Origin of the sequence: Paracoccus pacificus, from assembly GCF_042680785.1 — a bacterium.
GTDB lineage: Bacteria > Pseudomonadota > Alphaproteobacteria > Rhodobacterales > Rhodobacteraceae > Paracoccus > Paracoccus pacificus.
In genome coordinates, this window is record NZ_JBHUEN010000031.1 from 85,066 (window position 1) to 109,080 (window position 24,015).

A 24,015-nucleotide genomic window follows, 5' to 3' on the forward strand; every position below is an offset into this window, starting at 1 on the left:
CGCCCCGACGCGCGGCCGGGGCGGAGATGATGTCCGAACGGGGACCTACTCGGGAACGTTACGTCCGGTCTGAACCCGGAACCGGTTACTCGGCCGCGAACTGGTTCATGGTGTTGGCATGACCGCCGGCCTTCAGGGCGCGGTCGCCGCCGACCATTTCCTTGAACGTATCGCCAAGGTCCGAGCCGACCTCGTGCTGGTGCTTGACCGCCGAGATGCCGCGCCGGATTTCCTCGCGCTGAACGGTCTTGACGTAAGCCAGCATCTTGTCCTCGCCGAAGTAGCCGCGCGACAACTCGTCCACCGATTTCGCGGTCAGGTGGAAGGTCGGCAGGGTGATCAGGTTGTGGAACACGCCGGCCAGGGTCGAGATGTCGTGCTGGAAGCGCTGCAGGCGGGCGTCCGCCTCCTGTCCCAGTTCGGTCGCGTCGAACTCGGCCTTCATCAGCTCATTGCCTTCGGGATAGTCGGCTTCCTTGATCTTGCCGTCACGCAGCCACTCGGCCCGGACCTGCTTGCGCAGGTTCAGCGTCCAGTTGAAGCTGGGTGAGTTGTTATAGACCAGCTTGGCGTTCGGCACCGACTCGCGGACCTCGTTCACCATCCCGGCGATTTCGGCGACGTTCGGGGTGTCGGTCTCGATCCACAGCATGTCGGCGCCGCCTTCGGTCAGGTTGGCGATGCAATCCTCGATCACGCGGGCGCGGCCCGAGCCTTTCTTGAACGGGAACAGCCCGTTCGGCAGGCGCTTCGGCTTGACGAATTCACCGTCCAGCATGATCGCCAACTCGCCATCGCGAACCGGGTTCGCATCGCTGATCGCCTCGGTATCCAGCCATTTGATGTATTCCGAGGCCAGATCGCCCGGCTGCTGGCTGACCGGAACCTTCTGCGTCAGACCGGCGCCAAGGCTGTCGGTGCGGGCGACGATGACGCCTTCGTCAACGCCCAGTTCCTCGAAAGCCAGACGGCAGGCGCGCAGTTTCTCGATGAAATCCTCGCGCGGCACGGTGACCTTGCCGTCCTGGTGGCCGCATTGCTTGGCGTCCGAGACCTGATTCTCGATTTGCAGGCAGCAGGCGCCGGCCTGGATCAGTTCCTTTGCCAGCAGATAGGTCGCATGTTCGTTGCCAAAGCCCGCGTCGATATCGGCGATGATCGGAACGACATGGCTTTCGAAATTGTCGATCGCCTCGATCGCCTTCTTCTCGGCCACCGCGTCGCCAGCGTCGCGGGCGGCTTTCAGATCCTTGAACAGGTCGTTCATCGCCACTTCGTCGGCCTGACGCAGCGACACATAGATCTCGCGGATCAGGTCGGCGACGGCGGTTTTCTCGTGCATCGACTGGTCGGGCAGGTGGCCCCAGGTGTTGCGCAGACCGGCGACCATCCAGCCCGACAGATAGACATAGGCGCGCTTGGTGGTGCCGCGCAGGCGCTTGACCGATTTGATCATCTGCTGGGCATGGAAGCCCGACCAGCAACCGAGCGACTGGGTGGACAGCGTCGGATCGGCATCATAGGCCGCCATGTCGGCGCGCATCACCTTGGCCATGTCGCGGGCGATATCCAGATGGGTGTCATAGCTGTTCTGCAGCTTCAACTGCACGATATCGTCGACGGAAACGCCGCCGCTGGTCTGGCCCGAAGGATAGCGCTTGGCCACTTCGGCGCGGATTTCGGCATAGGGTTTCATTTCTCGTCCTCCTGTCGGGTCTTGAGCCACTCGGGATCGGGGCCGAATGGCGAGAAAATCGGAAAGCCGGGCGGGACCGGCTCGGGCGGTGGTGACTGCGGCGGTGGTGTCGGTTTTCGCATCTTCGCAACCTGCGATGATTTGCTGCAGTTGCACAATTTATGCCGCAATTGAAAAACTATGAAAACGCCAGAAAAGGCGTATAATGGCGAAGGGGATTGGACGAATTTGCGAATGTTGCGAATATGAAAAAGGCTTTTGTCGGTGGGCGATTGCGGCAGTTGCGCGAAAGCCGGGGGTTGTCGCAGGTGGCGTTCGCCGAGGCGCTGGGCGTATCGCCCAGCTATCTGAACCAGATCGAGCGCAACCAGCGCCCGCTGACCGTTCAGGTGCTGCTGAAGGTCAACGACCAGTTCGGCGCCGACAGCCAGTTCCTTAGCGACGAAGGCGATGCCCGGCTGCTGGCCGAACTGCGCGAGGTGTTTCAGGGCGCGGAAGACGTGTCCCCCGCGGATCTGCGGACGCTGATCGACAACATGCCCGGTCTGGCGCGGCATACCGTCCAGCTTTACCGGCAGGCGCGGGACGCGCAGGACCGCGCCACGGCGCTGGCGCTGGGGGCGGGCGATGCCGCCTCGGCGCCGACGGCATATGAAGAGGTGCGGGATTTCTTCTATCATCACCGCAACCATTTCGATGCGCTCGACCGGGCGGCCGAATCGCTGTTCCACCGGGCTGGCCTGACCATCGGCGCGACGGCCGAGGGGCTTGCCCGCTATCTGGCCGACGCGCATGGCGTTTCCCTGCACCAAAGCCCCGACCCGGGCGTGCTGCGCCGGCGCGATGGCGACCGGCTGACGCTTTGGCAGGGGCTGAACGCCGGGCAGCGCGCCTTTCAACTGGCCACCCAGATCGCGTTGATCGAAGCCGCCCCGCTGATCGACGCGGCGCTGGAGGGGTGGCGGTTTTCGGGGTCGGTGTCATACGAACTGGCGCGGATCGGTCTGGCCAATTATTTCGCCGGCGCTTTGATGATGCCCTATGAGGTGTTCTGGCGCACGGCCGAGGAACTGGCCTATGACATCGACGCAATCGGCGGACGTTTCGGGTTCGGTTTCGAGGTCATCTGCCACCGCCTGTCCTCGCTGCAACGCGAGGGGCTGCGCGGGGTGCCGTTCTTCTTTCTGCGGGTCGACCGCGCTGGCAATATCTCAAAGCGGCAATCCGCCACCGATTTCCATTTCTCGCGGACCGGCGGGTCATGCCCGCTGTGGCGGGTCCATGCCGCGTTCGACCACCCGGGCGAGATCCTGACCCAGATCGCCGAGATGCCGGACGGGCGGCGGTATTTCTGGGTGACCCGCACGGTGATCTCGCGGCCCCGGAAATACGGCACGCCGGGCAAAAGCTTTGCCGTGGCGCTGGGGTGCGACATCGCCCATGCCGGGCGGCTGGTCTATGCGACCGGCCATGACCTGAGTGCGGCGGGAACCCCGATCGGACCGGCCTGCAAGACCTGCCCGCGCGAACGCTGCGCGCAGCGCGCCTTTCCGATGCTGGGGCAATCGCTTCGCATCGACCCGCAGGCGGCGAAATTCGTGCCCTATTCCTAGGGTGACGCGCGCCGGTGACCGTGAGCGGGCCAGCCGGCATGCGCATGTCCGAATCTTTTGCTATCCTGTCGCAAACAGACCAAATCCGGCGCGTTGCTGGATTATTCTATGCGGCAGGATTTCGTCAGCCCGAACCTCGGCTGACACACACCCTCGTCTCTGGAACGACAGGCAGCGCCATGACCCAACCACTGCAAACCGCCGAGTTGATCGCCGCCCGCAAGAAGGATCACGCATTGCCGCGCGATCTGTACTGCGGGCAGACCGCATTTCAGGACGATCTGGAACAGATCTGGTATCGCGAATGGCTGTTCGCCGGGCCGGCGTGCGAGCTGGTGAAACCCGGCGATTACATCACCTTCAACGTCGGTCAATATCCGGTCATCGTGCTGCGGGGCAGTGACGGGCGGATAAGGGCATTCCACAACGTTTGCCGGCATCGCGGCCAGCGGCTTTGTGCCAAGGCGCAGGGCTCGAACCCGAAACTGGTCTGCCCCTATCATCAGTGGACCTATGATCTTGACGGTAAACTGCTGTTCGCGCGCGACATGGGCGCGGAGTTCGATGCCAGCCAATACGGGCTGAAGCCGGTGCATTGCGTCGATATCGGCGGCATGATCTTCGTCAGTCTGGCGCAGGTGCCGCAGCCGGTCGCCGATCTGGCCAAGAACCTTGCCGCCTATGCGATGCCCTCGGGGCTTGGCGATGCCAAGGTCGCCCATTCCTCGACCATCGTGGAAAAGGGCAACTGGAAGCTGGTGATGGAGAACAACCGCGAATGCTATCATTGCAGCGGCTCGCACCCGTCGCTGTGCCGCAGCTATTCCGACGATCCGCTGATGACGGTGATGGAGGGGCCGCAATCCGCCAGCAGCGAGATTCTGCGGCATTGGGACCGCTGCGACGCCGTCAACCTGCCGGCGCGCTTTGTCAACGCCCCGGACATGCAGTGGCGGATGGCGCGGGTGCCGCTGATGGACAACGCCGAAAGCTTCACCATGTCGACCAAGGCGGCGGTCAACCGGCGCATGGGCACGATCCCGTGGAACGACGCCGGCAGCCTGATGTTCTATCACTTCCCGTCAAGCTGGAACCACTTCCTGCCCGACCACGCCATCGTTTTCCGCATTCTGCCGATCAGCCCGACCGAAACCGAGGTGACGACGAAATGGCTGGTCCACAAGGATGCGGTCGAGGGCAAGGATTACGATCTTCAGCAACTGACCGAGGTCTGGCTGGCGACCAATGACGAAGATCGCCGCGTTGTCGAGGAAAACCAGTACGGCATCAACAGCCCCGCCTATGAACCGGGCCCCTATTCCCCCACGCAAGAGGCCGGGGTGATTCACCTGATCGACTGGTATTGCGGGTTGATGGCGCAGCGTCTGGCGCCCCCGATGGCGGCGGAGTAGGGCCTTGATACAACAGGCTTACGGCTCGGCCCCCTGGGCTGACAGCGAACCGCTGGAATGCGCCATGATCGTGCCGGAAACGGCGGACACCGCCACGGTCACCTTTCGGTCGCCTTCGGGCGCGTGGTTCGACTATCAGCCCGGTCAGTTCGTGACTTTCGAGCTGCCGGTGCCCGGGGGCGTGGTGCACCGCACCTATACGATCTCGTCAAGCCCGTCGCGGCCGCTGTCCATCTCGATCACGATCAAGGCGCAGCCCGACAGCATCGGGTCGCGCTGGATCATCGACCAGTTGAAGCCGGGCATGCGGATCAAGGCCTATGGCCCGGCGGGGATTTTCAGTTTCCTGCGCCATCCGGCAAGAAAATATCTGTTCATCTCGGCGGGTTCGGGCATCACGCCGATGATGTCGATGACCACCTGGTCATGGGACAGCGGCGAACAGCCCGACATCGTGTTCGTCCATGCCGCGCGCCGGCCGTCGGACATCATCTTCCGCGAAACGCTTCAGCATATGGCGAACCGCGTGCCGGGGCTGCAACTGCATTTCACGGTTGAAGAGCATGACGCCTTTCGTTCGTGGCAGGGCTATCGGGGCCGGCTCAGCCAGATCATGCTGGGACTGATGGCGCCCGACTATCTTGACCGCGAGGTGTTCTGCTGCGGTCCCGAGCCGTTCATGCAGGCCGTGCGCGATATGCTGATCGCGCTTGGCTTCGACATGGATCGCTATCATCAGGAAAGCTTTCAGGCCCCGATCGAAACCGAAGCCGAGGCGCCGGTCCTGCATGACGTGGTGCCGGACGATGCGGCGACCGCCGAGGTGGTGTTTGCGAAATCCGGCAAATCCGTGCCCTGTTCGGAAACCGATACGGTTCTGGCGCTGGCCAAGTCCAACGGGCTGAACATCCCCTCGGGCTGCACCTTCGGCCTGTGCGGCACCTGCAAGATCAAAAAGACCGAGGGCGAGGTGCATATGGTCCATAACGGCGGCATTTCGGACGACGATATCGCGGCGGGCTATATCCTCGCCTGCTGTTCGCATCCGATGGGCCGGGTGGTGGTCGAGGTTTAGCGCAGCCTCGCCGACAACCCGCCCAGCGGAAGCGCGATCGGCCGCATCGGGCGCCGCGATGGTTGGCGCGCGATCCCGGATGGACCGGAAAACAATCGACGTGGTTCCCGCCACCGCGCAGGGACAGGCCGACGTAACGCCACGCGCCCGCCCCCGCAGGCCACGCGAGCCAAGACCGTGGTCGCATCGGCGGGGTGGCCCTGACGGGGTGGGGCGGGCAGGGGCAACGGTGCGGCCGCAACGGTTTGGCAGCAACGGCGCGGCAGTAAAGGCGGGGGCAAAGACGGCAGCGACGGCCCGGTGGGTGCGGCGGGGCGCCCCGCTCAGGCCGCCGCGCTTTTCGGCGTATAGTTCAGGATCGGGCCAAGCCAACGTTCGACCTCGCGCAGCTCCATGCCCTTGCGCGCGGCGTAATCACGAACCTGATCCTCTTCGACCTTGGCGACGCCAAAGTAATATGCCTCGGGATGGCCGATATAGATACCCGAGACCGAGGCGCCGGGCCACATCGCGAAACTTTCCGTAAGTTCGACGCCGGTCGCGTTGGTGGCGTCCAGAAGCCGGAACAGCGTAGTCTTTTCGGTGTGATCGGGCTGGGCCGGATAGCCGGGGGCGGGGCGGATGCCGGCATAGGGTTCGCCGATCAGATCCTGCGGCGCGAAGGTCTCATCCGCCGCATAACCCCAGTATTCTCGCCGTACCCGTTCGTGCAGCGCCTCGGCCAGCGCCTCGGCGTAACGGTCGGCCAGCGCCTGCGCCATGATCGCGGAATAGTCGTCGCCCTGCGCCTTGAAACGGTCGGCGATCGCCTGTTCCTCGGCCCCCGCCGTCACCACAAACCCGCCCAGATAGTCGCGCCCCGCCGGTGCCACGAAATCCGACAGCGCCACATTGGGCCGCCCATCGCGTTTGGTCATCTGCTGGCGCAGCGTGAAGAAGGTGGCGAGTTCCTTGTCGCGGTTCTCGTCGGTGAACAGGCGGATATCGTCGCCGACCGCATTGGCGGGCCAGAAACCGACCACGGCGCGGGGATGGAACCATTTCTCGTCGATGATCCGCTTCAGCATCGCCTGCGCGTCCGCAAACAGTGCCCGCGCCGCCTCGCCCTGCTTTTCATCGTCAAGGATACGCGGATAGACGCCCTTCATCTCCCATGTCTGGAAGAACGGGGTCCAGTCGATATAGCGCGCCAGATCGGCCAGATCCCAGTCGTCGATGATCCGGGCGCCAAGGAATTGCGGGGTCTTGGCGGCAAAGCCGGTCCAGTCCACGGGCACCGCATTGGCGCGCGCGTCGGCCAGCGGCAGGCGCCGCTTTTCCAGCTCGGCCCGGGCGTGCTTTTCCGCGACTTCGGCATATTCGTCGCGGATCTTCGCGACATAGCTTTCCTTTTGCCCGGACAGCAGCGCCGAGACGACACCCACCGCGCGGCTGGCGTCGGTGACATAGATCGCCTGATCGCGGACAAAGCGCGGGCTGATCTTGACCGCCGTATGCACGCGGCTGGTGGTGGCCCCGCCGATCAGCAGCGGAATGTCGAACCCCTCGCGCTCCATTTCCGAAGCGACGTGGACCATTTCGTCAAGCGAGGGCGTGATCAGACCGGACAGGCCGATGATGTCCACGCCTTCGGCCCGCGCGGTCTCAAGGATCTTGCTGGCGGGGACCATGACGCCAAGGTCGATGATCTCGTAATTGTTGCAGGCCAGCACGACGCCGACGATGTTCTTGCCGATGTCGTGAACGTCGCCCTTGACCGTCGCCATCAGGATCTTGCCGGCGGCCTTGTGCACCTCGCCGCCGTTCAGGCGCTTCTCTTCCTCCATGAACGGCAGCAGATGCGCCACGGCCTGTTTCATCACCCGGGCCGATTTCACCACCTGCGGCAGGAACATCTTGCCCGACCCGAACAGATCGCCGACCACGTTCATGCCGGCCATCAGCGGACCTTCGATGACGTGAAGCGGGCGTTCGGCGGCAAGCCGGGCTTCCTCGGTATCCTCGTCGATATATTCGGTGATGCCGTTGACCAGCGCGTGCTCCAGCCGCTTTTCGACCGGCCATTCGCGCCATGTCAGGTCCTTCTCGCGGGTCTTGGTGCCGCCTTCGCCCTTATACCGCTCGGCTATTTCCAGCATGTTTTCGGTCGCGGTGCCGCCCTTGGCCGGCGTGCGGTTCAGAACCACATCCTCGCAAGCCTCGCGCAGTTCGGGGTCGATCTGGTCATAGACGGCAAGCTGACCGGCATTGACGATGCCCATGTCCATGCCGGCCTGAATGGCGTGATACAGAAACACCGCGTGCATCGCCTCGCGTACCGGCTCGTTGCCGCGAAAGCTGAAGGACAGGTTCGACACACCGCCCGAGATATGGGCGTGCGGCAGGGTCTGGGTGATGCGGCGCGTGGCGTTGATGAAATCGACGCCATAGTTGTCATGTTCCTCGATCCCCGTCGCGATGGCAAAGACGTTGGGATCGAAGATGATATCCTCGGGCGGGAAATCGACCTCGTTCACCAGCAGTTCATAGGCGCGTGTGCAGATTTCGACCTTGCGGTTTTCAGTATCGGCCTGCCCTTGTTCGTCAAAGGCCATGACCACGACGGCCGCACCATAGGCGCGACACAGCCGGGCGTGATGCAGAAACGCCTCCTCGCCTTCCTTGAGGCTGATCGAGTTGACGATCGGCTTGCCCTGAACGCATTTCAGCCCGGCCTCGATGATGTCCCATTTCGAGCTGTCGATCATCACCGGGACGCGGGCGATGTCGGGCTCGGCCGCGATCAGGTTCAGATAATCCACCATCGCCTGTTTCGAATCGATCAGCCCCTCGTCCATGTTGACGTCGATGACCTGGGCGCCGTTCTCGACCTGATCGCGGGCCACATCGAGCGCCGCCGCATAATCGCCATTGGTGATCAGCTTGCGGAACCGCGCGCTGCCGGTGACGTTCGTCCGCTCACCCACGTTCACGAAGGGGATTTCCTGGGTCAGGGTAAACGGCTCCAGCCCCGAAAGCCGCATATGGACGGCCGGTTCGGGCAGGGCGCGGGGCGGGTATTTGCCGACGGCCTCGGCGATGACGCGGATATGTTCGGGGGTCGAGCCGCAACAGCCGCCGACGATGTTCACCAGCCCGTCGCGGGCAAAACCCTCGATCTGCCGGGCCATGAATTCGGGCGATTCGTCATATTGCCCCATCTCGTTCGGCAGCCCCGCGTTCGGATAGGCGCAGACCAGCGTATCGGCGACACCCGACAGTTCGGCCAGATGCGGGCGCATGGCATCGGCGCCAAGCGCGCAGTTCAGCCCGACGGTCAGCGGGCGCGCATGGCGGACCGAGTTCCAGAAGGCGGTCGGGGTCTGGCCCGACAGCGTGCGCCCCGACAGGTCGGTGATCGTGCCCGAGATCATCACCGGCAGGCGCAGCTTCTTTTCCGCAAACACCTCTTCGCAGGCGAAAATCGCGGCCTTGGCGTTCAGCGTGTCAAAGATCGTCTCGATCAGGATGATGTCGGCGCCGCCGTCCATCAGCCCGCGGATCTGTTCCGCATAGGCCTCGCGCAGTTGATCGAAGGTAACGGCGCGGTAGCCGGGATTGTTCACATCCGGGCTGATCGAGGCGGTGCGGTTCGTCGGGCCAAGCGCGCCGGCCACAAAACGGGCCCGCCCATCCTCGGCCGTGGCGCGGTCCAGCGCCTTGCGGGCGATGCGGGCGCCGTGGAGGTTCAGGTCATAGACCGCATCCTTCATCCCGTAATCCGCCTGCGCGATCCGGGTCGAGGAAAACGTGTTCGTCTCGACGATATCGGCGCCGGCCTTGGCATAGCGGTAATGGATTTCCTCGATCGCCTCGGGCTGGGTCAGGATCAGAAGATCGTTGTTGCCCTGCTGGGGATGGTCGCCGCCATGCGCCATGCCCATCGCCTGATGACAGGCGCAGCCCGCGCCATGGCTGTGCGCGCCGGTAAAGTCATCCTCGGAAAAGCCAAGCTGCTGAATCTGCGTCCCCATCGCCCCATCCAGAATAAGGATGCGGTCGCGCGCGGCGTCGCGCAGGCGGTCGAAAACGGGCGAAAGCGGCAGGCTGGACATGGCGGACACCGGGGGGTTCGTTTCGGACAAGCGGTTAGTATAGGGACGATCATGCGCAAGAAAAAGATCGCGGCGCCGCCGACAGGCAAGCGCCGCGAACCCTTACGCCCCGCCGGCCGCCCGGGCCAGCGGTTTATTCGCCGCATTTCTGGCAGCAAAGCCCCCGCCGCCCGGAGCTGACCGGCCGGCAGGGTGGCGTGACCTACAGGCCTTTTTCCTTCAGCACCGCGTCGGCGTTTTCCTTGGTGATCTTTTCGGTCGGCAGGGTGATGGTCTTTTCCACCTTCTCGCCGTTCAGGAACTTGATCGCCTGCCGCAACCCCTCGGCCCCGGGGGTGGCGTAAAGGAAGGTCGCGGTCAGCTCGCCGTTCTTGACCCAGGTCACGCCCTCGGCGGGCAGCGCGTCGATGCCGATGAACTTGATGTCCTTTTCGCGCCCGGCGTCCTTGGCCGCCAGATAGGCGCCATAGGCCATCGGGTCGTTATGGCCATAGACCAGATCAATATCCTCATTATTGCGCAGGGCCGTGGCCATGATGTTATAGGCCTGATCCTGCTTCCAGTCGCCCGACTGCTGATCCAGCAGGTTCTTGATGCCGGGTTCCTTGTCGGTGAATTCGTGGAAGCCCTCGGACCGGTCATGGGCGGGCTGAGTGCCAAGACCGCCCCAGATCTCCACGACATTGCCTTCGGCCTTGCCGGGACCGCCCAGCAATTCGACCGCATATTCACCCGCCGCGCGGCCGATCAGCTTGTTATCGCCGCCGACGAATTGCGTATATTGGTCGGTATCCACGTTCCGATCCAGAACGAAGACCGGGATACCGGCGTCGATGGCCTGTTGTACGACGCCGGTAAGCCCCGCCGATTCCTTGGGCGAGATCAGCAGCGCGTCGACCTCTTGCCGGATCAGGTTCTCGACATCGGCGACCTGTTTCTCGGTCTTGTCCTCGCCGTCGGTGATGATCAGGTTCACGTCGGGGTATTTTTCCGCCTCGGCGATGATGTCCTTGTTGAACTGGGCACGCCAGGGCTCGATCGTGGTGGCCTGGCTGAAGCCGATGTTCCATTTCTTGTCCTGCGCGACGGCAGGAGACAGCAATGCGCCTGTCGCAAGCGTGGTCGCAACAGCGGCCAGCATCAGATCACGACGTTTCATCTTGGACTTCCTCCACTATGGTTAACGACTAACTGTCCGGTGGCGGCCTTTCCGCCACCCCGTCCTTCGGCGCAGGCCGTGCAAGGGGCCAGCGCACAAAGCCGAATAGGTCGGCAAGGCTGCGTTCCTGAACCAGAACCGTGCCGACGATGATCAGGCCCTTCAGCACAAGCTGAAGGTTCGAGTTGATGTTGTGAAGTTGCAGGATGTTCGACAAAAGCCCGAAGATCAGCACCCCGCAGAACGTGCCCGCCATGGAGCCGCGCCCGCCCATCAGGCTGGTGCCGCCGATGACGACGGCGGCGATGGCGTCAAGCTCCAGCCCCGCGCCGGCGTCGGGTTTGCCCTGACGGTACTGGGCCACGTAAAGCACGGCGGCGATCCCGGCCAGCAGGCCCGACGCGGCATAGGTCGCGATCTTGACCTTGCCCGCCGCGATCCCCGACAGGCGCGCCGCTTCCTCATTCCCGCCGATGGCATAGATGTACCGCCCGAACGGGGTCAGCCGCAGGATCGCGCCATAGATCACGATCGCGGCGATGAAGAACAGCCCCGGCACCGGCATGATCCCGAAGACGAGCGAGCGCAGCCGGTCAAACTCGGCCACCGCGTTGGTTCCGGTATAGACCGGCAGGACGGCGTTGTTCTGCCCGGCGGTCAGCCGTGCGATACCAAGTGCGGTGACCATCATGGCAAGGGTGACGATGAAGGGTTGCAGCCGGCCCCCCACGATCAGGATGCCGTTGATCGCCCCGAAGCAAAGCCCAACGACCGGCGCCACGATCAAGACCCCCATGACGCCGAACCGGGTGGGGACCTGCGGCACCAGGAACCACAGCAGCAACCCCGCGAATGCCGCCCCCACGATCAGCGGCAGGACCCATCCCCGCATGTTGTCCAGCCGGATGTCGCGCCCGACATCCTGACCCAACCGGGCCTTTTCCATGTTCGCGAACAGGAACCTCACGACGGAAAAGCCGATGAACAGCGCCACCAGCGCGACCATCGGCAGGCCCATCAGCACCGCCGGTGTCGGTCCCTCGACGGTCAGCAGCATGGCGGTGACCACGCTGCAGATGGCCATCAGCGACCCCACCGACAGGTCGATCCCGCCGGTGATGATCACCGCCGTCATGCCCGTCGCGATCAGCCCGATGATCGAGACCTGACGCAGCACATCCAGAAGGTTGCCATAGGACAGGAAGATGTTGTGACCCTTGGAACTGATCGGCGAGAACAACACCCCGAGCAGGAATATCGCGATCAGGCCCCAGTAAAGTTTGGTCCGACCAATCAGGTGCCACAGCGATTTCATGCCGCATCCTCGCGCGCTTTGGGGGCGGCAAGCTGCATGACCCGCTCTTCGCTCGCCTCGGCCCGGGTCAGGGTGCCGGTCTGACGGCCCTCGGACATGACGACGATGCGGTCGGAAAGCAGCAGTAATTCGGGCAACTCGGAACTGACCACGATCACGCCAAGCCCGTTGTCCCGCGCAAGCCGGAAGATCAGGTCATAGATTTCGCGCTTGGCGCCCACGTCGATGCCGCGCGTCGGCTCGTCCAGCAGCAGGATGCGCGGCTGGGTCGCCAGCCATTTGCCGATGACGACCTTTTGCTGATTGCCGCCGGACAGGTTGCCGGTCTCTTGCGCGATGCTGCTGCACCTGATGCCCAGCGTCTCGACGGCGTCGCGGGCCAGCGCCCGTTCGCGCGGGAAGGCGCGGAGGCCGAACATTGCCAGACGCGCGACAAGGGGCAGGGCGATGTTGTCGGTAATCGAGGCGTTCAGATGCAGCCCTTGGGTCTTGCGATCCTCGGTCACGAAGGCCAGTCCCAGCCGGCGCGCGTCGCGCGGGTTGCGAATCTGGGCCGGGGTGCCGTTCACCGCGATGGTGCCGCCGGCCATGCCTTCGGCGCATCCGAACAGCGTTTCCAGAATTTCGGTCCGCCCCGCACCCAGCAAACCGCCGATGCCAAGGATTTCGCCCGCCTTAAGATCGAAGCTGACGCCCTTCAGCACGCTCTGCCAGCCCTGCCGGTCCGGCTTTCTCAGCGTCAGGTCGCGTACCGAAAGCACGGTCTGGCCATCGGGATCGGCGGGGGGATAATCGGCGGCGATCATCTCGCGCCCGACCATGGCGGAAATGATCCTGCCCTCGGTCAGTTCCTGCACCGGCTGGGTCAGCACATGGCGCCCGTCGCGGAACACCGTCACGCGGTCGGACAAAAGCATCACCTCGTCCAGCCGGTGCGAGATATAGGCGATCGCGACGCCTTCAGCGGCAAGCTGTCGGACGATGCGGAACAGACGCTCGCACTCGGCCGGGGACAGGGCCGAGGTCGGCTCGTCCATGATCAGGATGCGGGCGTTCAGGGACAGCGCCTTCGCAATCTCGACCAACTGCCTTTCGCCGACCCGCAAGGTGCCGATCCGCGCGTCCGGGTCGAGGTCGATCCCCAGCCGGTCAAGCAACGCACGTGCGGCACGCAGCGCCGCGCCCCGGTCGATGAACAGCCCCGCGATCCGTTTCTCGCGCCCAAGAAAGATGTTGTCCGCCACCGACAGCTCGGACACCAGGTTCAGTTCCTGATGGATGATCGCGATGCCCGCCGCCTCGGCCTGACGGATATTGGCGAAACGCACGACCTTGCCGTCAAGCCGCACGGTGCCGTCATAGTCGGGATAGACGCCCGACAGGATCTTCATCAGCGTTGATTTGCCAGCACCGTTCTCGCCCATCAGGGCGTGAATTTCGCCCCGCCAAAGCTCAAACCGCGCATCCGAAAGCGCGATCACGCCACCGAAACGCTTGCCGATCCCCGTCGCCGAAAGCACGGGATCGGCCGAAGCTTTTGCTTGAACCTCGGTCACAGCAGCGATGGCCTCCCCTCCACCTTACCGTCAGGCGTTACGCTAATCTAAACGTTTCGGCCGAGTCAACGAACTTGGCTTGCGGCAGGCGTCGATCCGGCCAAACTTGATTTTGAACCGGGGTTTCACTAGGGCTGATTGCAGGGGAGGGGGGCGAACAGCATCGGGACATGGATCAGGTCCAACGCCGCAAAAAGGGCGCGAGCGCGCCGACCATGATCGACGTGGCGCGGACGGCCGGCGTCTCGATCGCCACGGTCTCGGCCTATATGAACCGTTCGGCGCGGGTCAGCGACGAATTGACCCGGCGGATCGAGGCCGCGATCGGCGCGATCGGATATGAACGCAACGCCATCGCCCGCAGTCTGAAGACCGGTGCCACGCACACGATCGGCCTGACCGTGGCGGATATCCGCAACCCCTTCTTCACCGATGTGGTGGCGACGATCCAGCAGGTGCTGAACAGCGCCGGCTATGCGGTCATGCTGTGCAGCAGCGACGAAAACACCGCCCGGCAGGACGAACAGATCAAGCTGTTGCTGGACCGCATGGTCGACGGGCTGATCATCGCGCCGGCCGGCGATGACGCGGTGATGACGCGGCTGGTCAAGTCGACCCGCAAGCCTGTCGTCCTGATCGACCGCCTGAACGCGGGGCTCGACGTGGACGCGGTGGTGATCGAAAATGCCACCGCCGTGTTCGAGGTGATCCGCTATGTCATCGACCTTGGGCATCGGCGAATCGGCTTTGTCTCCGGCCCCTCGGTGGCCTCGACCGGCCGCGACCGGCTGGCCGGGTATTACGAGGCGCTGCGCCACGCCGGTATCGGCTTTGACCAGATGCTGGTCTGCAATGGCAATTTCCGTGAGGATGACGGCTATCGCGCCGCGATGCGGCTGTTGACCCAGCCTGACCGGCCCACGGCGATCTTCTCGGCCAACAACCTTATGGTGATCGGCGCGCTTCGCGCGATCCGGGATCTGGGGCTGTCCTGCCCCGATGACGTATCGGTTGCCTGCATCGACGATTTTTCCTGGGCCGATGTGTTCAGCCCGCAATTGACCGCCGTCGCCCAGCCGGTGAAAGAGATCGGAGAGCAGGCCGCCCGGCTTCTGCTGGAACGGCTGTCGGGTGTCGCGCCGCCCGAGCCGCGGCTGGTCCGGTTGCAGGGCGAACTGATGGTGCGCGGCTCTTGCGCGCCGCTTAGCTGACCCCGCGACTGACCTGCCGTCAGCCAAGCCGCTAATCGGCGTGAAGCTGACGCGGGATCGCCGGGCCGATGCTGATATCGCGGAAGGTCGCGGTGAATCCGGCCCGCTGGGGCGAGCATGCCATGACACCGGCCTGCGCGTCGGTGTCCTGAAACGGCGCAAGCCGCGCCATCCGCCAATCCGCCCGGCCAATGGCATATTGCACCCGGACCGAGGTTCCATGCCGGGTCAGCCTGACACGCAACTCATCCTGTGGCGTGGCATCCGGTAGCGGGATCACGGACCAGTCCGAAACCTGCCGCGTCACCACGACCGAGAAATGCATCATCCCGTCGGTGTATTCGATGCCGGTCTTGATCCAGTTCCGTTCATCAAGATACAGCATCAGCCCGGCCTGATCATACAGCGTCTCGTATCGGCCGGTCACCCGCGCCTCGAGGGTGAAATCGCCGGCGACGGGCGCGATCCAGGCATGACCGCTGTTGCGCCGGAAACCGTAGAACGTGGTCTGCCAGAAATCGGTTTCGGCATCGGTGGTCAGCACAAGCCGGCTTTGATCGCCGGACCATGTCGCGGGTTCGTTCAACCACTGAAAACGCATCGGCAGGTCACCTTTGTTGCGGGTTTCTTCGGGCGTCGCGCGGCGCAGGACCATTCCGCCGGAAACCGGCGCCACGGCGGCGCTGACGCTTATAGCATTTTCGAGATGGTCCGCGCGGTATCCAGCAGTTTTTCCGTCAAGGCCGCCGGCTCGCGTATCTGCATCTCATGCGCCGACAGGTTGACCGCGCCGACATATTTTCCATGGCGCGAGACAAGCGGCGCCGCGATGGAATAGGTCCCCGACGCCAGATGCGACGGCTGGGCGACATAACCGCGCGCGCGGTCGTCCGGTAGAAGGCGCTGCAACGCGGCCAGCGATTTCGGCGCATCGGGGATAAGCGAGGTAAAGGCGTAATCCGCGAAACGCCGCGCGATCTCGGCCGGGGGCAGATCGCTCAGCAGAACCCGCCCCATCGTGGTCAGCGCCGCCGGAAGCCGGGTCCCGACGGGCACGTTCGACACCATCGAGCTGTCGGAAAGCGCGCGGTAGATATAGATGATCTCGACCCCTTCCAGCACCGCGACATGGGCGGAAAGACCTGTATCGTTGCGCAGTTGTTCGGCCGGTCCGCGCGCGATCTCGTACACGTCCAGCGAGGACAGATAGCGATAGCCCAGATCCATCACCCGCGGCGCCAGCCGATAGCGGTTTTCCTGCCGGGTCAGATAGCCTTCGCGTTCCAGCGTCACGACAAAGCGATAGGCGGCGGAACTGGTGACCGAAATGGCCTCGGCGATCTCGGTCAGGGTCATCTCGGGGCGACGATGGTCAAAGCATTGCAGAATGCTGAGCCCCCGGACCAGCGAGTTTGACCTGTAATCGACTTCTTTGCCCATGTCAGCCGCCGCCCGTTCAGGCGGGATCGCCGCGTTCGGCCAGCCGGGCCGAGACGCGGGTCATGGCGGCGGCGTAATCGGCAAGGATCGCGTCCTCGCGCGGGTGGCGGCCGCCCGCGATCACCCGGCGGCCGCGCACGACGACATCGCCGGCATGGAAACCGCGACCGGCGAAGACGTGGAAATCAAGCGCCGATTCGGGCGCGATGGGGCGCATGGCGTCGGGCTCTGGGCTGACCAGTTCGACGAAACTCGCCATGCCGCCCACCGCCATGCCCGCCTCGGGCCGGCCGGCGGCGCGGGCACCGCCCTGAACCGCGCGATTCCACAAATTCGTCGCAACATGCGGATCATCGGCTGATGCGAGCACATTGCGCCGCCGGTCCCGCAGCCGCTGGCTGTATTCCAGCATCTGCAGTTCCTGCGCCGCGACCGTCGAGATGTTGGAATCCGAGCCGATGCCGAAAACCCCGTCCTGTTCCAGAAAAGCGGTGGCCGGAAAAATGCCGTCGCCAAGGTTCGCCTCGGTCAGCGGGCAAAGACCCACCGTCGCGCCCGAGCGGGCGATCATGCCGATCTCGGCATCGGTCAGATGGGTGGCGTGGATCAGGCACCAGTTGCGATCGACCGGGGCGGCATCGAAAAGCTGTTCGACCGGGCGGCGGCCATTCCAGTCCAGCGCATCCTCGACCTCTTTCATCTGCTCGGCCACATGGATATGGACCGGACAGCCGGGCAGCAGGTCGTCGCGCAGATCAAGCAGCGCGGTGATTTGCGCGGGCGTGGCCGCACGCAGCGAATGCGGAGCGATGCCCAGCTTGTGCCCGGCTTCGGCCGCCGGCGCGCGCAATGCCTCGATCATCGCGGCATAACCATCCAGATCCTTGATGAAACGGCGCTGTCCCTCGGTCGGCGGATGGCCGCCAAAGTTGGAATGCGCATAGAAAACCGGCAGATGGGTCAGTTCCAGCCCGGTGTTCTGCGCGGCATCGAAGATCGCGAGCGAAAGTTCCTCGCTGCGGGCATAGGGTCTGCCGTCCAGATCGTTATGGACATAGTGAAACTCGGCGATGCCGGTGTATCCGCCCTTCAACAGCGCCAGATAAAGCCGCGCGGCGACCGCCTGCATATCCTCGGGCGAAAGCGTCAGGGCAAAGAAATACATGATGTCGCGCCACGACCAGAAGCTGTCCACCGGATTGCGGCGGGCTTCGGACATGCCCGCCATCGCATATTGAAAGGCGTGGCTGTGCAGATCGGTGATCCCCGGAACGACCGGGTTTTCATAGACCGGCAGCCCGGACGGGTTATCGTCCTGCACCAGCGCCGCGATGGTACCATCCGGCGCGAACCCGGCCGAGATATTGCGCCGCCAACCTTCGGCGGTCAGCACCTGACGGAAATGCGCGCCCTGCATGGTTTCGGTTGTCATCGGCTAACACTCTCCTTGGTGGCCATGGTCGGGACCTTTGGCGGATCAGCAAGCTTGCGTGCTGAGGATCGTCCGGTGCGTGGCGCGGTTTACGGGGTTCTGGGGCAGCAGAATTTTTGCATGTAAAAACTACTATTGACATGCAAAAAAACTACGTCAAGATCGCATCGCAATCGGTTTGCCCGTCGCCAGCCTTGTTTGCCCATGGCAGGTTGGGCCGGAGCCATGATCACGGAGGATTCCCATGACCTTTTCCCGCCGCCAGTTCCTTGGCACCACCGCCGCGGCCTCGCTTGTCGGCGCCGCGCTGCCTGCCTTCGCGCAGGGGCGCGTCTTTTTCGGTATCGCGACGGGTGGCACCGGCGGCACCTATTACCCGCTGGGCGGGATGCTGGCGCAGCTGATCTCGAACACGGCGGAGCTGCCGGATACCAAGGTCTCCGCCACAGCCGAGACCGGCAACGCATCGGTCGCCAATGCCCAGCTTCTGGGTCGCGGCGATATCGAGTCGGCCTTTGTCGCCGCCGATATTCTGGATCAGGCCTATAAGGGTGTCGGTCAGTTCAAGGACGGCGGGGCGCTGGAAAACCTGCGGGCCATCGGCGCGCTTTATCCCGAAACCGTGCAGCTTGTGGTCCGCGCCGACAGCGGCATCGAAAAGTTCGAGGATCTGAAGGGCAAATCCATCTCCTCGGGTGCGCCGGGTTCGGGACAATGGCAGTTGCTGGGCGATCTGCTTGCGGCTTACGGCATGAAGCGTGAGGACGTGACCGAGGATTTCTCGTCCTTCGCGCAGTCGGTCGACAAGATCAAGGACGGCAACCTCGATGCCTCGCTGATCACGGCGGGTCTGCCGACCTCGTCTGTGACCGATCTGGCCAACGGGCACGAGATCCGCATCGTGCCGCTTGCCGGTCCGGCGATCGCGAAGCTTCAGGAAACCCAGCCCTATTACGCGAACGCGACCATTCCGGCCGGCAGCTACAAGGGCGTCGACGCCGATGTCGAGACGCTGGCCGTCCGCGCGATCTGGGCCACCCATGCCGAGGTGCCGGAGGATCTGATCTATGCCGTGACCAAGGCGCTGTACGAAAACACCGAAACGCTGGCGCAGGTCCATCCGATGGGCAAGCAGATCGCGCTGGACAAGGCGCTGGAAAGCGTCTCGATCCCGGTCCATCCGGGGGCCGAGAAATATTATACCGAAAAGGGCATTGCCAAGTAATGCCCCTCTGCGGGCATCCTGGCGCGACTGGAACGGCGGCTGCGGTCGCCGTTCTGCTTTTGCTGGCCGCCGGACCGCTTTCGGCGGCCGACGGTGGTCCTTGGCTGTGTCTGACCGAAACCCGGGGGCAGGGGCGCGAGGTCGCGCGCTTTCCGCTGGGGCCGCAGGGGCGGTTTGATCTGAGTTTCATTCATTCCGTCTCGCGCACCACGGTGACGGACCGCTACCGCGTCGAAGGCGGCGAGATCATCCAGACATCCGAGGTTTTTCAGGCGCATGGCGCCGGGCTGCCGTCCATCGCCAATGACGTGGACGCGACCGGATGGCGACATGAAAACGGCCGCTTCATACTGGACATGAACCGCCGAACCGGCCCTATTCCGCTGCGCATTCAGGCGCAGTACAAGAACACCCTTCACACCGCCGGCACCGATATCGCCCTTGCCGATCTGGGGTATCCGGCGCTGACCCTTGACCCGTGCGACGAGGAGAAAACGCATTGACCACAGGCACAACCCCGCACGGTGACCGCACCCCGGACCCGCTGGATACCGACCGCGAAATCACCCCGGATGAGGTCGAGGCCCTTGTCCGGGAATACGATTCCGAATCGAATTTCCGCAACCTCGTCGGGCCGACCGCAATCGTCGTGACGATCGCTTCGGTCGCGCTGTCGCTGTTCCACGTCTACACGGCGGGCTTTGGTCTTTTGAACGAGGTTATGCACCGCACGATCCACCTGACCTTCGTCATGGGGCTGATCTTTCTGGTGTTCCCGCGCAAGCGCGCCCGGCCGGACGGTCGGATCTGGGTCGAGTCGCTGATTTTCGCCGGGTTCTATCTGTATCTGCTTTACGCCATCGCCATGGCGCTGCCGCCCAGCATGACGAAGAACATCTTCATCGCCGTCATGCTGGTCCTGATCGGGCTGACCCTGCCGATCAACCCCAAGGGGGCGCAACCGGAAAAGGTGGGGCTGCGCGACTGGATCTTTGCGGCCTGCGGCGCGGCCTTTTCGGCCTATCTGTCGATATTCTTCAAATACATCTTCATCGAGAACGTCGGTAATCCGCCCGAGCCGGTCTATATGATGGGGCTGCTCGCCATCGTCATGACGCTGGAGGCGACGCGCCGGACCATGGGGCCGACGCTGGCCTATATCGGCATCGGCTGTCTGCTTTATGCGCTGCTCGGGCCGTATCTGCCGGGTATTCTGGCCCATCGCGGCTATTCGGTCACTCGCATCGTCAACCATCTTTATGTCGGGACCGAGGGCATTTATGGCGTCGCGGTCGGCGTGGTCGCCACCTATGTCTTTCACTTCGTCCTGTTCGGCATCCTTGCGCAGATGAGCGGGCTGGGTCAGTTGTTCATCGATCTTGCCACGATCATCGCCGGCCGCGCCTCGGGCGGGTCGGCGAAGGTTTCGGTCGTGTCCTCGGGGTTTTTCGGGATGATCTCGGGATCGCCCATCGCAAACACGGTCACGACCGGGGCTTTCACCATTCCCCTGATGAAGAAATCGGGATTTTCGGCCCGATTCGCCGGCGCGGTCGAGGCCTCGTCCTCCTGCGGCGGCCAGATCACCCCGCCGATCATGGGGGCCTCGGCCTTCGTGATGACCGAGATGCTGGGCATCCCCTATAACGAGCTGATCCTGATCGCCATCGTGCCTGCCTGCTTCCACTATATCGCCATCCTGCTGATGGTGCATCTGGAGTCGAAAAAGCTGGGCCTCAAGGGCCTTTCCAAGGACAAAATCCCGCAGTTCGGCGCGGTCTTGGCGCGGTCGTGGCACCTGTTCATCCCGCTTTGCGTCATGGTCGCGATGCTGCTGATGCAATACACTCCGTTCCTGGCCGCGTTCTGGGGCATCATTCTGACCATCGTCTGTTCGTATATCCCGCTGGTGATGCGGGCGCTTGGGAATTCCACGATGGACACCGACACCGTTCTGACCCCGCCGCGTCTGGTGCGCGGGTTCGAGGACGGGGCGAAATTCGCGCTTGCCATCGGGGCCGCCTGCGCCTGCGTGGGGTTCCTTTTGGGCATGACCACGTTGACCGGGCTTGGCTTCAAATTCTCGGCCGCCGTCGTCCAGCTTGCCAACGACGTGGCAAGCTTCGTGGTCGGCATCGACTTCACCGGCCTTTTCTCGGAACGCGGTCTGGCGCTGTTCTTCGGTCTGGTCTTCGTGGCGATTGCCTGCATCATCATGGGGGCGGGGATCCCGACGACGCCGACCTATATCATCCTCGCCTCGATCGCCGCGCCGGCGCTGACCGAATTCGGGGTGCCGCTGATCGCCACGCATTTCTTTGTGTTCTATTTCGGGGTTCTGGCGGATGTGACGCCGCCGGTGGCGCTTGCGGCCTATGCGGCGGCGGGTCTGGCGCGAAGTGACCCGATGGCGACCGGCATGACGGCATTCCGGCTGTCGATGGGCAAGGCACTGGTGCCGTTCATGTTCATCTACGCGCCCAGCCTCCTGTTCGTCGACTTCACATGGAGCCAGTTCATCACCGCGCTTCTGTCCGGCCTGCTTGGCGTCCTGGCCTTGTCGGCCGCCTATATCGGCTGGTTCCGCCGCCCGCTGGTGCTGTGGGAGAAGATCCTGCTGACCATCGGCGGCCTGTTCCTGATCTCGACCCATTGGGGCGCGATCGCGGCGGGAGCCTTGATCGTGCTGGCCATCCTGTTCCGTCCGGTCAGGCTGCAGGGCAGCCCGGCCTGAGACGGCGCGGTTTCGGAACAGACGCGGCGATGGGTTCCCGTCGCCGCGTCTGCCCCAAGGGCCGATCCCGTGCCCCCGCCGAGGTCATGAAATTAGGAGGGCGGCGGCGCGCCCCACTCAACCCTTTCGCGCATGCATGATGCGGCCCACGGTGTTCATCAGAAGCTGCGCGGCAAGGATCGAGGTGGTCTGCGTGTGGTCATAGTCGGGGGCGACCTCGACCAGGTCGACGCCGACCACGGTTCCCTGTTTCACCAGCCCCGCGATCAGTTCCAGCACTTCATAGTAAAGAAACCCGCCGTGAGAGGGGGTTCCGGTGCCGGGCGCGATCGAGGGGTCAAAGCCGTCGATGTCGATGGTCAGATAATAACGTGCACCGGTGGGGATGCGGGCCAGCATCGCCTCGGTTCCCATCGACCGGACCTGCCGCACCGATTGGATGTCCGACCCCATGGCGCGCGCCGCCTCATAACCGTCGCGGGCGGTGGACGACACGTTGCGGATACCGATCTGGCTCAGCCCGCTGACATAGGGTTTTTCGGCGGCGCGACGCATCGGATTGCCGTGGCCGTACCGCACGCCGTGACGCTCATCGACGAAATCGAGATGCGCGTCGATCTGCACGACATGCAGGGGGCCGTTCTTCGCGCAATCCTCCTCGAACGCATTGATGCAGGGGATGTTGATCGAATGATCGCCGCCGATCACCACCGGAAGCGCCCCCGCCTGCAGGATCTTGCGCACGCCGAACGCGATGTTGGCGTGGCTTTTCATCGTGTCGGTGTGAACGATGTCGGCGTCGCCGATGTCGACGATGCGCACCTTGCCCGGCTCGAGATAGGTGACGTCGTCCTCGTGGTCATAGGCGCCGGCGTGGCCAAAGGCAAAAAGCGTCGATGCCTCGCGGACGCTGCGCGGCCCCATGCGCGCGCCGGATCGCCACTGGGCGCCGAAATCGAACGGCGCGCCCATGATCGCCACATCGGCGTCGATGCGGTCCCAGTCCTCGACATAGGGATATTTCCCGAAGGTGCAGATGCCGACGAAGGGCAGGTTGAGCCTGCCGCTTTCGTATCCGTGCTGTGCCATCTTCCTCTCCTTACTGCTCCACCCGGACGGGCGCGGGATATTGAGGCCTATCTACCCGACTGGGAGCATTCCCGCCATCCGCGGTAACCGCCGGCGCAAGGGCCGCGATCCGTTCGACCGGCGCGAACCGGACGCCGCCCCCCTGTGCGGTGATCGTTCCAGAACGCGCATCGCAACATTTCGTCGTATGACCCGGCCATTGGCGAAGGGATGGATCACGAGAACCCAAGGGCCCGCCGTGCCGACGGGGGCACCTCGACTTTCGGCGCGAACAGTGCCGAGCACACCCCGGGCGCGCGGATTGGCATCATGTAGTCCAAATCCATGGATTGGGCATATTGCAGCCAGACGTGCAACCTCAACGCGAGGGGACCCCGATCAGCGAGCCGCCTTCGGCATTGATCAGACAGGGAATATCGTGGCCCATCAGGGAGGCCTCATACCGAAAGCCGCCTTCAATCAGCAACTCTGCGGAATCGTTCGAGAATTTGTAAAGCGGCACGCGCCTCCCCCCTTGGGCGCGGCCCGGTTGCGCGCGCGATGCCATCATCTTCGGCGACATCCTTTGCGAGCACATGAAATATCGAGACGTCGCGGCCTTGGTGACCGGCGGCGTGGTGCGCGACCTTGAAGGTGTTCTGGAGACCGGCCTGTCGGTATGGGCCTCCGGCACGACGGCGCCGCCGTCAGTTGCCGGTATGACATTCGTCAATTGGCAGGAGCCCGTCAGCTGCGGCGGCGTTGCCATCTTCCCCGACGACCTGATCGTCGCGGATCGCGATGGTGCCGTTGTCATTCCGGCGGCGATGATCGACGACGTGCTGCAGAGCGCGCGTGAGCAGGAACGACTGGAGGGTTGGATTATCAAGGAGGTGCGAAACGGCGCTATCCTTCCCGGCTTGTATCCCCCCAATGCAGAGAATCGCGCACGGTACGAAGCAGATTCGCGGGACTAATCGGCGCC

Annotated in this window: 18 protein-coding genes and 1 pseudogene; 8 read left to right on the forward strand and 11 right to left on the reverse strand. The window is 63.9% G+C overall.

Annotated elements, in window-relative coordinates; all coding sequences use genetic code 11:
* Window positions 1-85: 85 nt before the first annotated feature.
* Window positions 86-1,696 carry an isocitrate lyase gene (locus ACFSCT_RS11200; protein WP_379142776.1) on the reverse strand — a complete coding sequence of 537 codons (1,611 nt, stop codon included), beginning with the start codon at window positions 1,694-1,696 and terminating at the stop codon, window positions 86-88.
* Window positions 1,697-1,941: 245 nt separating this feature from the next.
* On the opposite strand from ACFSCT_RS11200, the gene ACFSCT_RS11205 reads away from it, so the two are divergent.
* From ACFSCT_RS11205 to ACFSCT_RS11215, 3 genes are all read left to right on the forward strand, one after another.
* A complete protein-coding gene (locus ACFSCT_RS11205) occupies window positions 1,942-3,309 on the forward strand; it encodes a short-chain fatty acyl-CoA regulator family protein (RefSeq protein WP_379142779.1) in 1,368 nt (455 codons plus the stop codon).
* Window positions 3,310-3,488: 179 nt separating this feature from the next.
* Window positions 3,489-4,721, forward strand: a complete 1,233-nt coding sequence (locus ACFSCT_RS11210) for an aromatic ring-hydroxylating oxygenase subunit alpha (protein WP_379142781.1) — start codon at window positions 3,489-3,491, stop codon at window positions 4,719-4,721.
* Window positions 4,722-4,785: 64 nt separating this feature from the next.
* Entirely contained in the window at window positions 4,786-5,796 is a 1,011-nt protein-coding gene (locus ACFSCT_RS11215) for an FAD-binding oxidoreductase (protein WP_379142895.1), read from the forward strand.
* A 323-nt stretch (window positions 5,797-6,119) separates the two neighbouring features.
* Here the strand turns inward: ACFSCT_RS11215 and metH are convergent, their stop codons facing one another.
* From metH to ACFSCT_RS11235, 5 genes and pseudogenes are all read right to left on the reverse strand, one after another.
* Window positions 6,120-9,890, reverse strand: a complete 3,771-nt coding sequence (metH, locus tag ACFSCT_RS11220; protein WP_379142782.1) for a methionine synthase — start codon at window positions 9,888-9,890, stop codon at window positions 6,120-6,122.
* 202 nt (window positions 9,891-10,092) lie between these two features.
* Window positions 10,093-11,049, reverse strand: a complete 957-nt coding sequence (locus ACFSCT_RS11225; RefSeq protein WP_379142784.1) for a substrate-binding domain-containing protein — start codon at window positions 11,047-11,049, stop codon at window positions 10,093-10,095.
* Window positions 11,050-11,077: 28 nt separating this feature from the next.
* The gene (locus ACFSCT_RS11230) at window positions 11,078-12,067 is read right to left on the reverse strand and encodes an ABC transporter permease (RefSeq protein ID WP_417629388.1); all 990 of its coding nucleotides are present in this window, start codon (window positions 12,065-12,067) and stop codon (window positions 11,078-11,080) included.
* Window positions 12,056-12,232: pseudogene (locus ACFSCT_RS19545) on the reverse strand (ABC transporter permease subunit); the annotation flags it as partial. The gene ACFSCT_RS11230 and the pseudogene ACFSCT_RS19545, both read right to left, overlap by 12 nt.
* 128 nt (window positions 12,233-12,360) lie before the next feature.
* Window positions 12,361-13,920, reverse strand: coding sequence for a sugar ABC transporter ATP-binding protein (locus tag ACFSCT_RS11235; protein WP_379142787.1), 1,560 nt, complete (start codon window positions 13,918-13,920; stop codon window positions 12,361-12,363).
* A gap of 170 nt (window positions 13,921-14,090) precedes the next feature.
* Here ACFSCT_RS11235 and ACFSCT_RS11240 point away from each other — a divergent pair, with 170 nt between their 5' ends.
* Window positions 14,091-15,131 carry a LacI family DNA-binding transcriptional regulator gene (locus ACFSCT_RS11240; RefSeq protein ID WP_379142789.1) on the forward strand — a complete coding sequence of 347 codons (1,041 nt, stop codon included), beginning with the start codon at window positions 14,091-14,093 and terminating at the stop codon, window positions 15,129-15,131.
* 31 nt (window positions 15,132-15,162) lie between these two features.
* Here the strand turns inward: ACFSCT_RS11240 and ACFSCT_RS11245 are convergent, their stop codons facing one another.
* From ACFSCT_RS11245 to ACFSCT_RS11255, 3 genes are read right to left on the reverse strand one after another with little or no spacing between them, the layout of a single operon-like run.
* The gene (locus ACFSCT_RS11245) at window positions 15,163-15,786 is read right to left on the reverse strand and encodes a DUF1349 domain-containing protein (protein ID WP_379142792.1); all 624 of its coding nucleotides are present in this window, start codon (window positions 15,784-15,786) and stop codon (window positions 15,163-15,165) included.
* A gap of 35 nt (window positions 15,787-15,821) precedes the next feature.
* Complete coding sequence (locus tag ACFSCT_RS11250) at window positions 15,822-16,571, reverse strand: IclR family transcriptional regulator (protein WP_379142794.1); 750 nt, start codon at window positions 16,569-16,571, stop codon at window positions 15,822-15,824.
* Window positions 16,572-16,587: 16 nt separating this feature from the next.
* The gene (locus tag ACFSCT_RS11255; RefSeq protein WP_379142796.1) at window positions 16,588-18,003 is read right to left on the reverse strand and encodes a formimidoylglutamate deiminase; all 1,416 of its coding nucleotides are present in this window, start codon (window positions 18,001-18,003) and stop codon (window positions 16,588-16,590) included.
* A 244-nt stretch (window positions 18,004-18,247) separates the two neighbouring features.
* On the opposite strand from ACFSCT_RS11255, the gene ACFSCT_RS11260 reads away from it, so the two are divergent.
* Genes ACFSCT_RS11260 through ACFSCT_RS11270 form a run of 3 tightly spaced genes read left to right on the forward strand, consistent with a single transcriptional unit; the run spans window position 18,248 to window position 21,962 of the window.
* Entirely contained in the window at window positions 18,248-19,228 is a 981-nt protein-coding gene (locus tag ACFSCT_RS11260) for a TAXI family TRAP transporter solute-binding subunit (protein ID WP_379142798.1), read from the forward strand.
* Window positions 19,228-19,731, forward strand: a complete 504-nt coding sequence (locus ACFSCT_RS11265) for a DUF1850 domain-containing protein (RefSeq protein ID WP_379142800.1) — start codon at window positions 19,228-19,230, stop codon at window positions 19,729-19,731. Before ACFSCT_RS11260 ends, ACFSCT_RS11265 begins: the two co-directional genes overlap by 1 nt.
* Complete coding sequence (locus ACFSCT_RS11270) at window positions 19,728-21,962, forward strand: TRAP transporter permease (protein ID WP_379142801.1); 2,235 nt, start codon at window positions 19,728-19,730, stop codon at window positions 21,960-21,962. Before ACFSCT_RS11265 ends, ACFSCT_RS11270 begins: the two co-directional genes overlap by 4 nt.
* A gap of 117 nt (window positions 21,963-22,079) precedes the next feature.
* On the opposite strand, the gene speB is transcribed toward ACFSCT_RS11270, so the two are convergent.
* Window positions 22,080-23,051: an agmatinase gene (gene speB, locus ACFSCT_RS11275; protein WP_379142803.1), complete on the reverse strand. Its 972-nt coding sequence runs from the start codon at window positions 23,049-23,051 to the stop codon at window positions 22,080-22,082.
* A gap of 358 nt (window positions 23,052-23,409) precedes the next feature.
* The gene (locus ACFSCT_RS11280) at window positions 23,410-23,601 is read right to left on the reverse strand and encodes a hypothetical protein (protein WP_379142805.1); all 192 of its coding nucleotides are present in this window, start codon (window positions 23,599-23,601) and stop codon (window positions 23,410-23,412) included.
* Between the two features lie 25 nt (window positions 23,602-23,626).
* Here ACFSCT_RS11280 and ACFSCT_RS11285 point away from each other — a divergent pair, with 25 nt between their 5' ends.
* A complete protein-coding gene (locus tag ACFSCT_RS11285) occupies window positions 23,627-24,007 on the forward strand; it encodes an RraA family protein (RefSeq protein ID WP_379142807.1) in 381 nt (126 codons plus the stop codon).
* The last annotated feature ends 8 nt before the right edge of the window (window positions 24,008-24,015 follow it).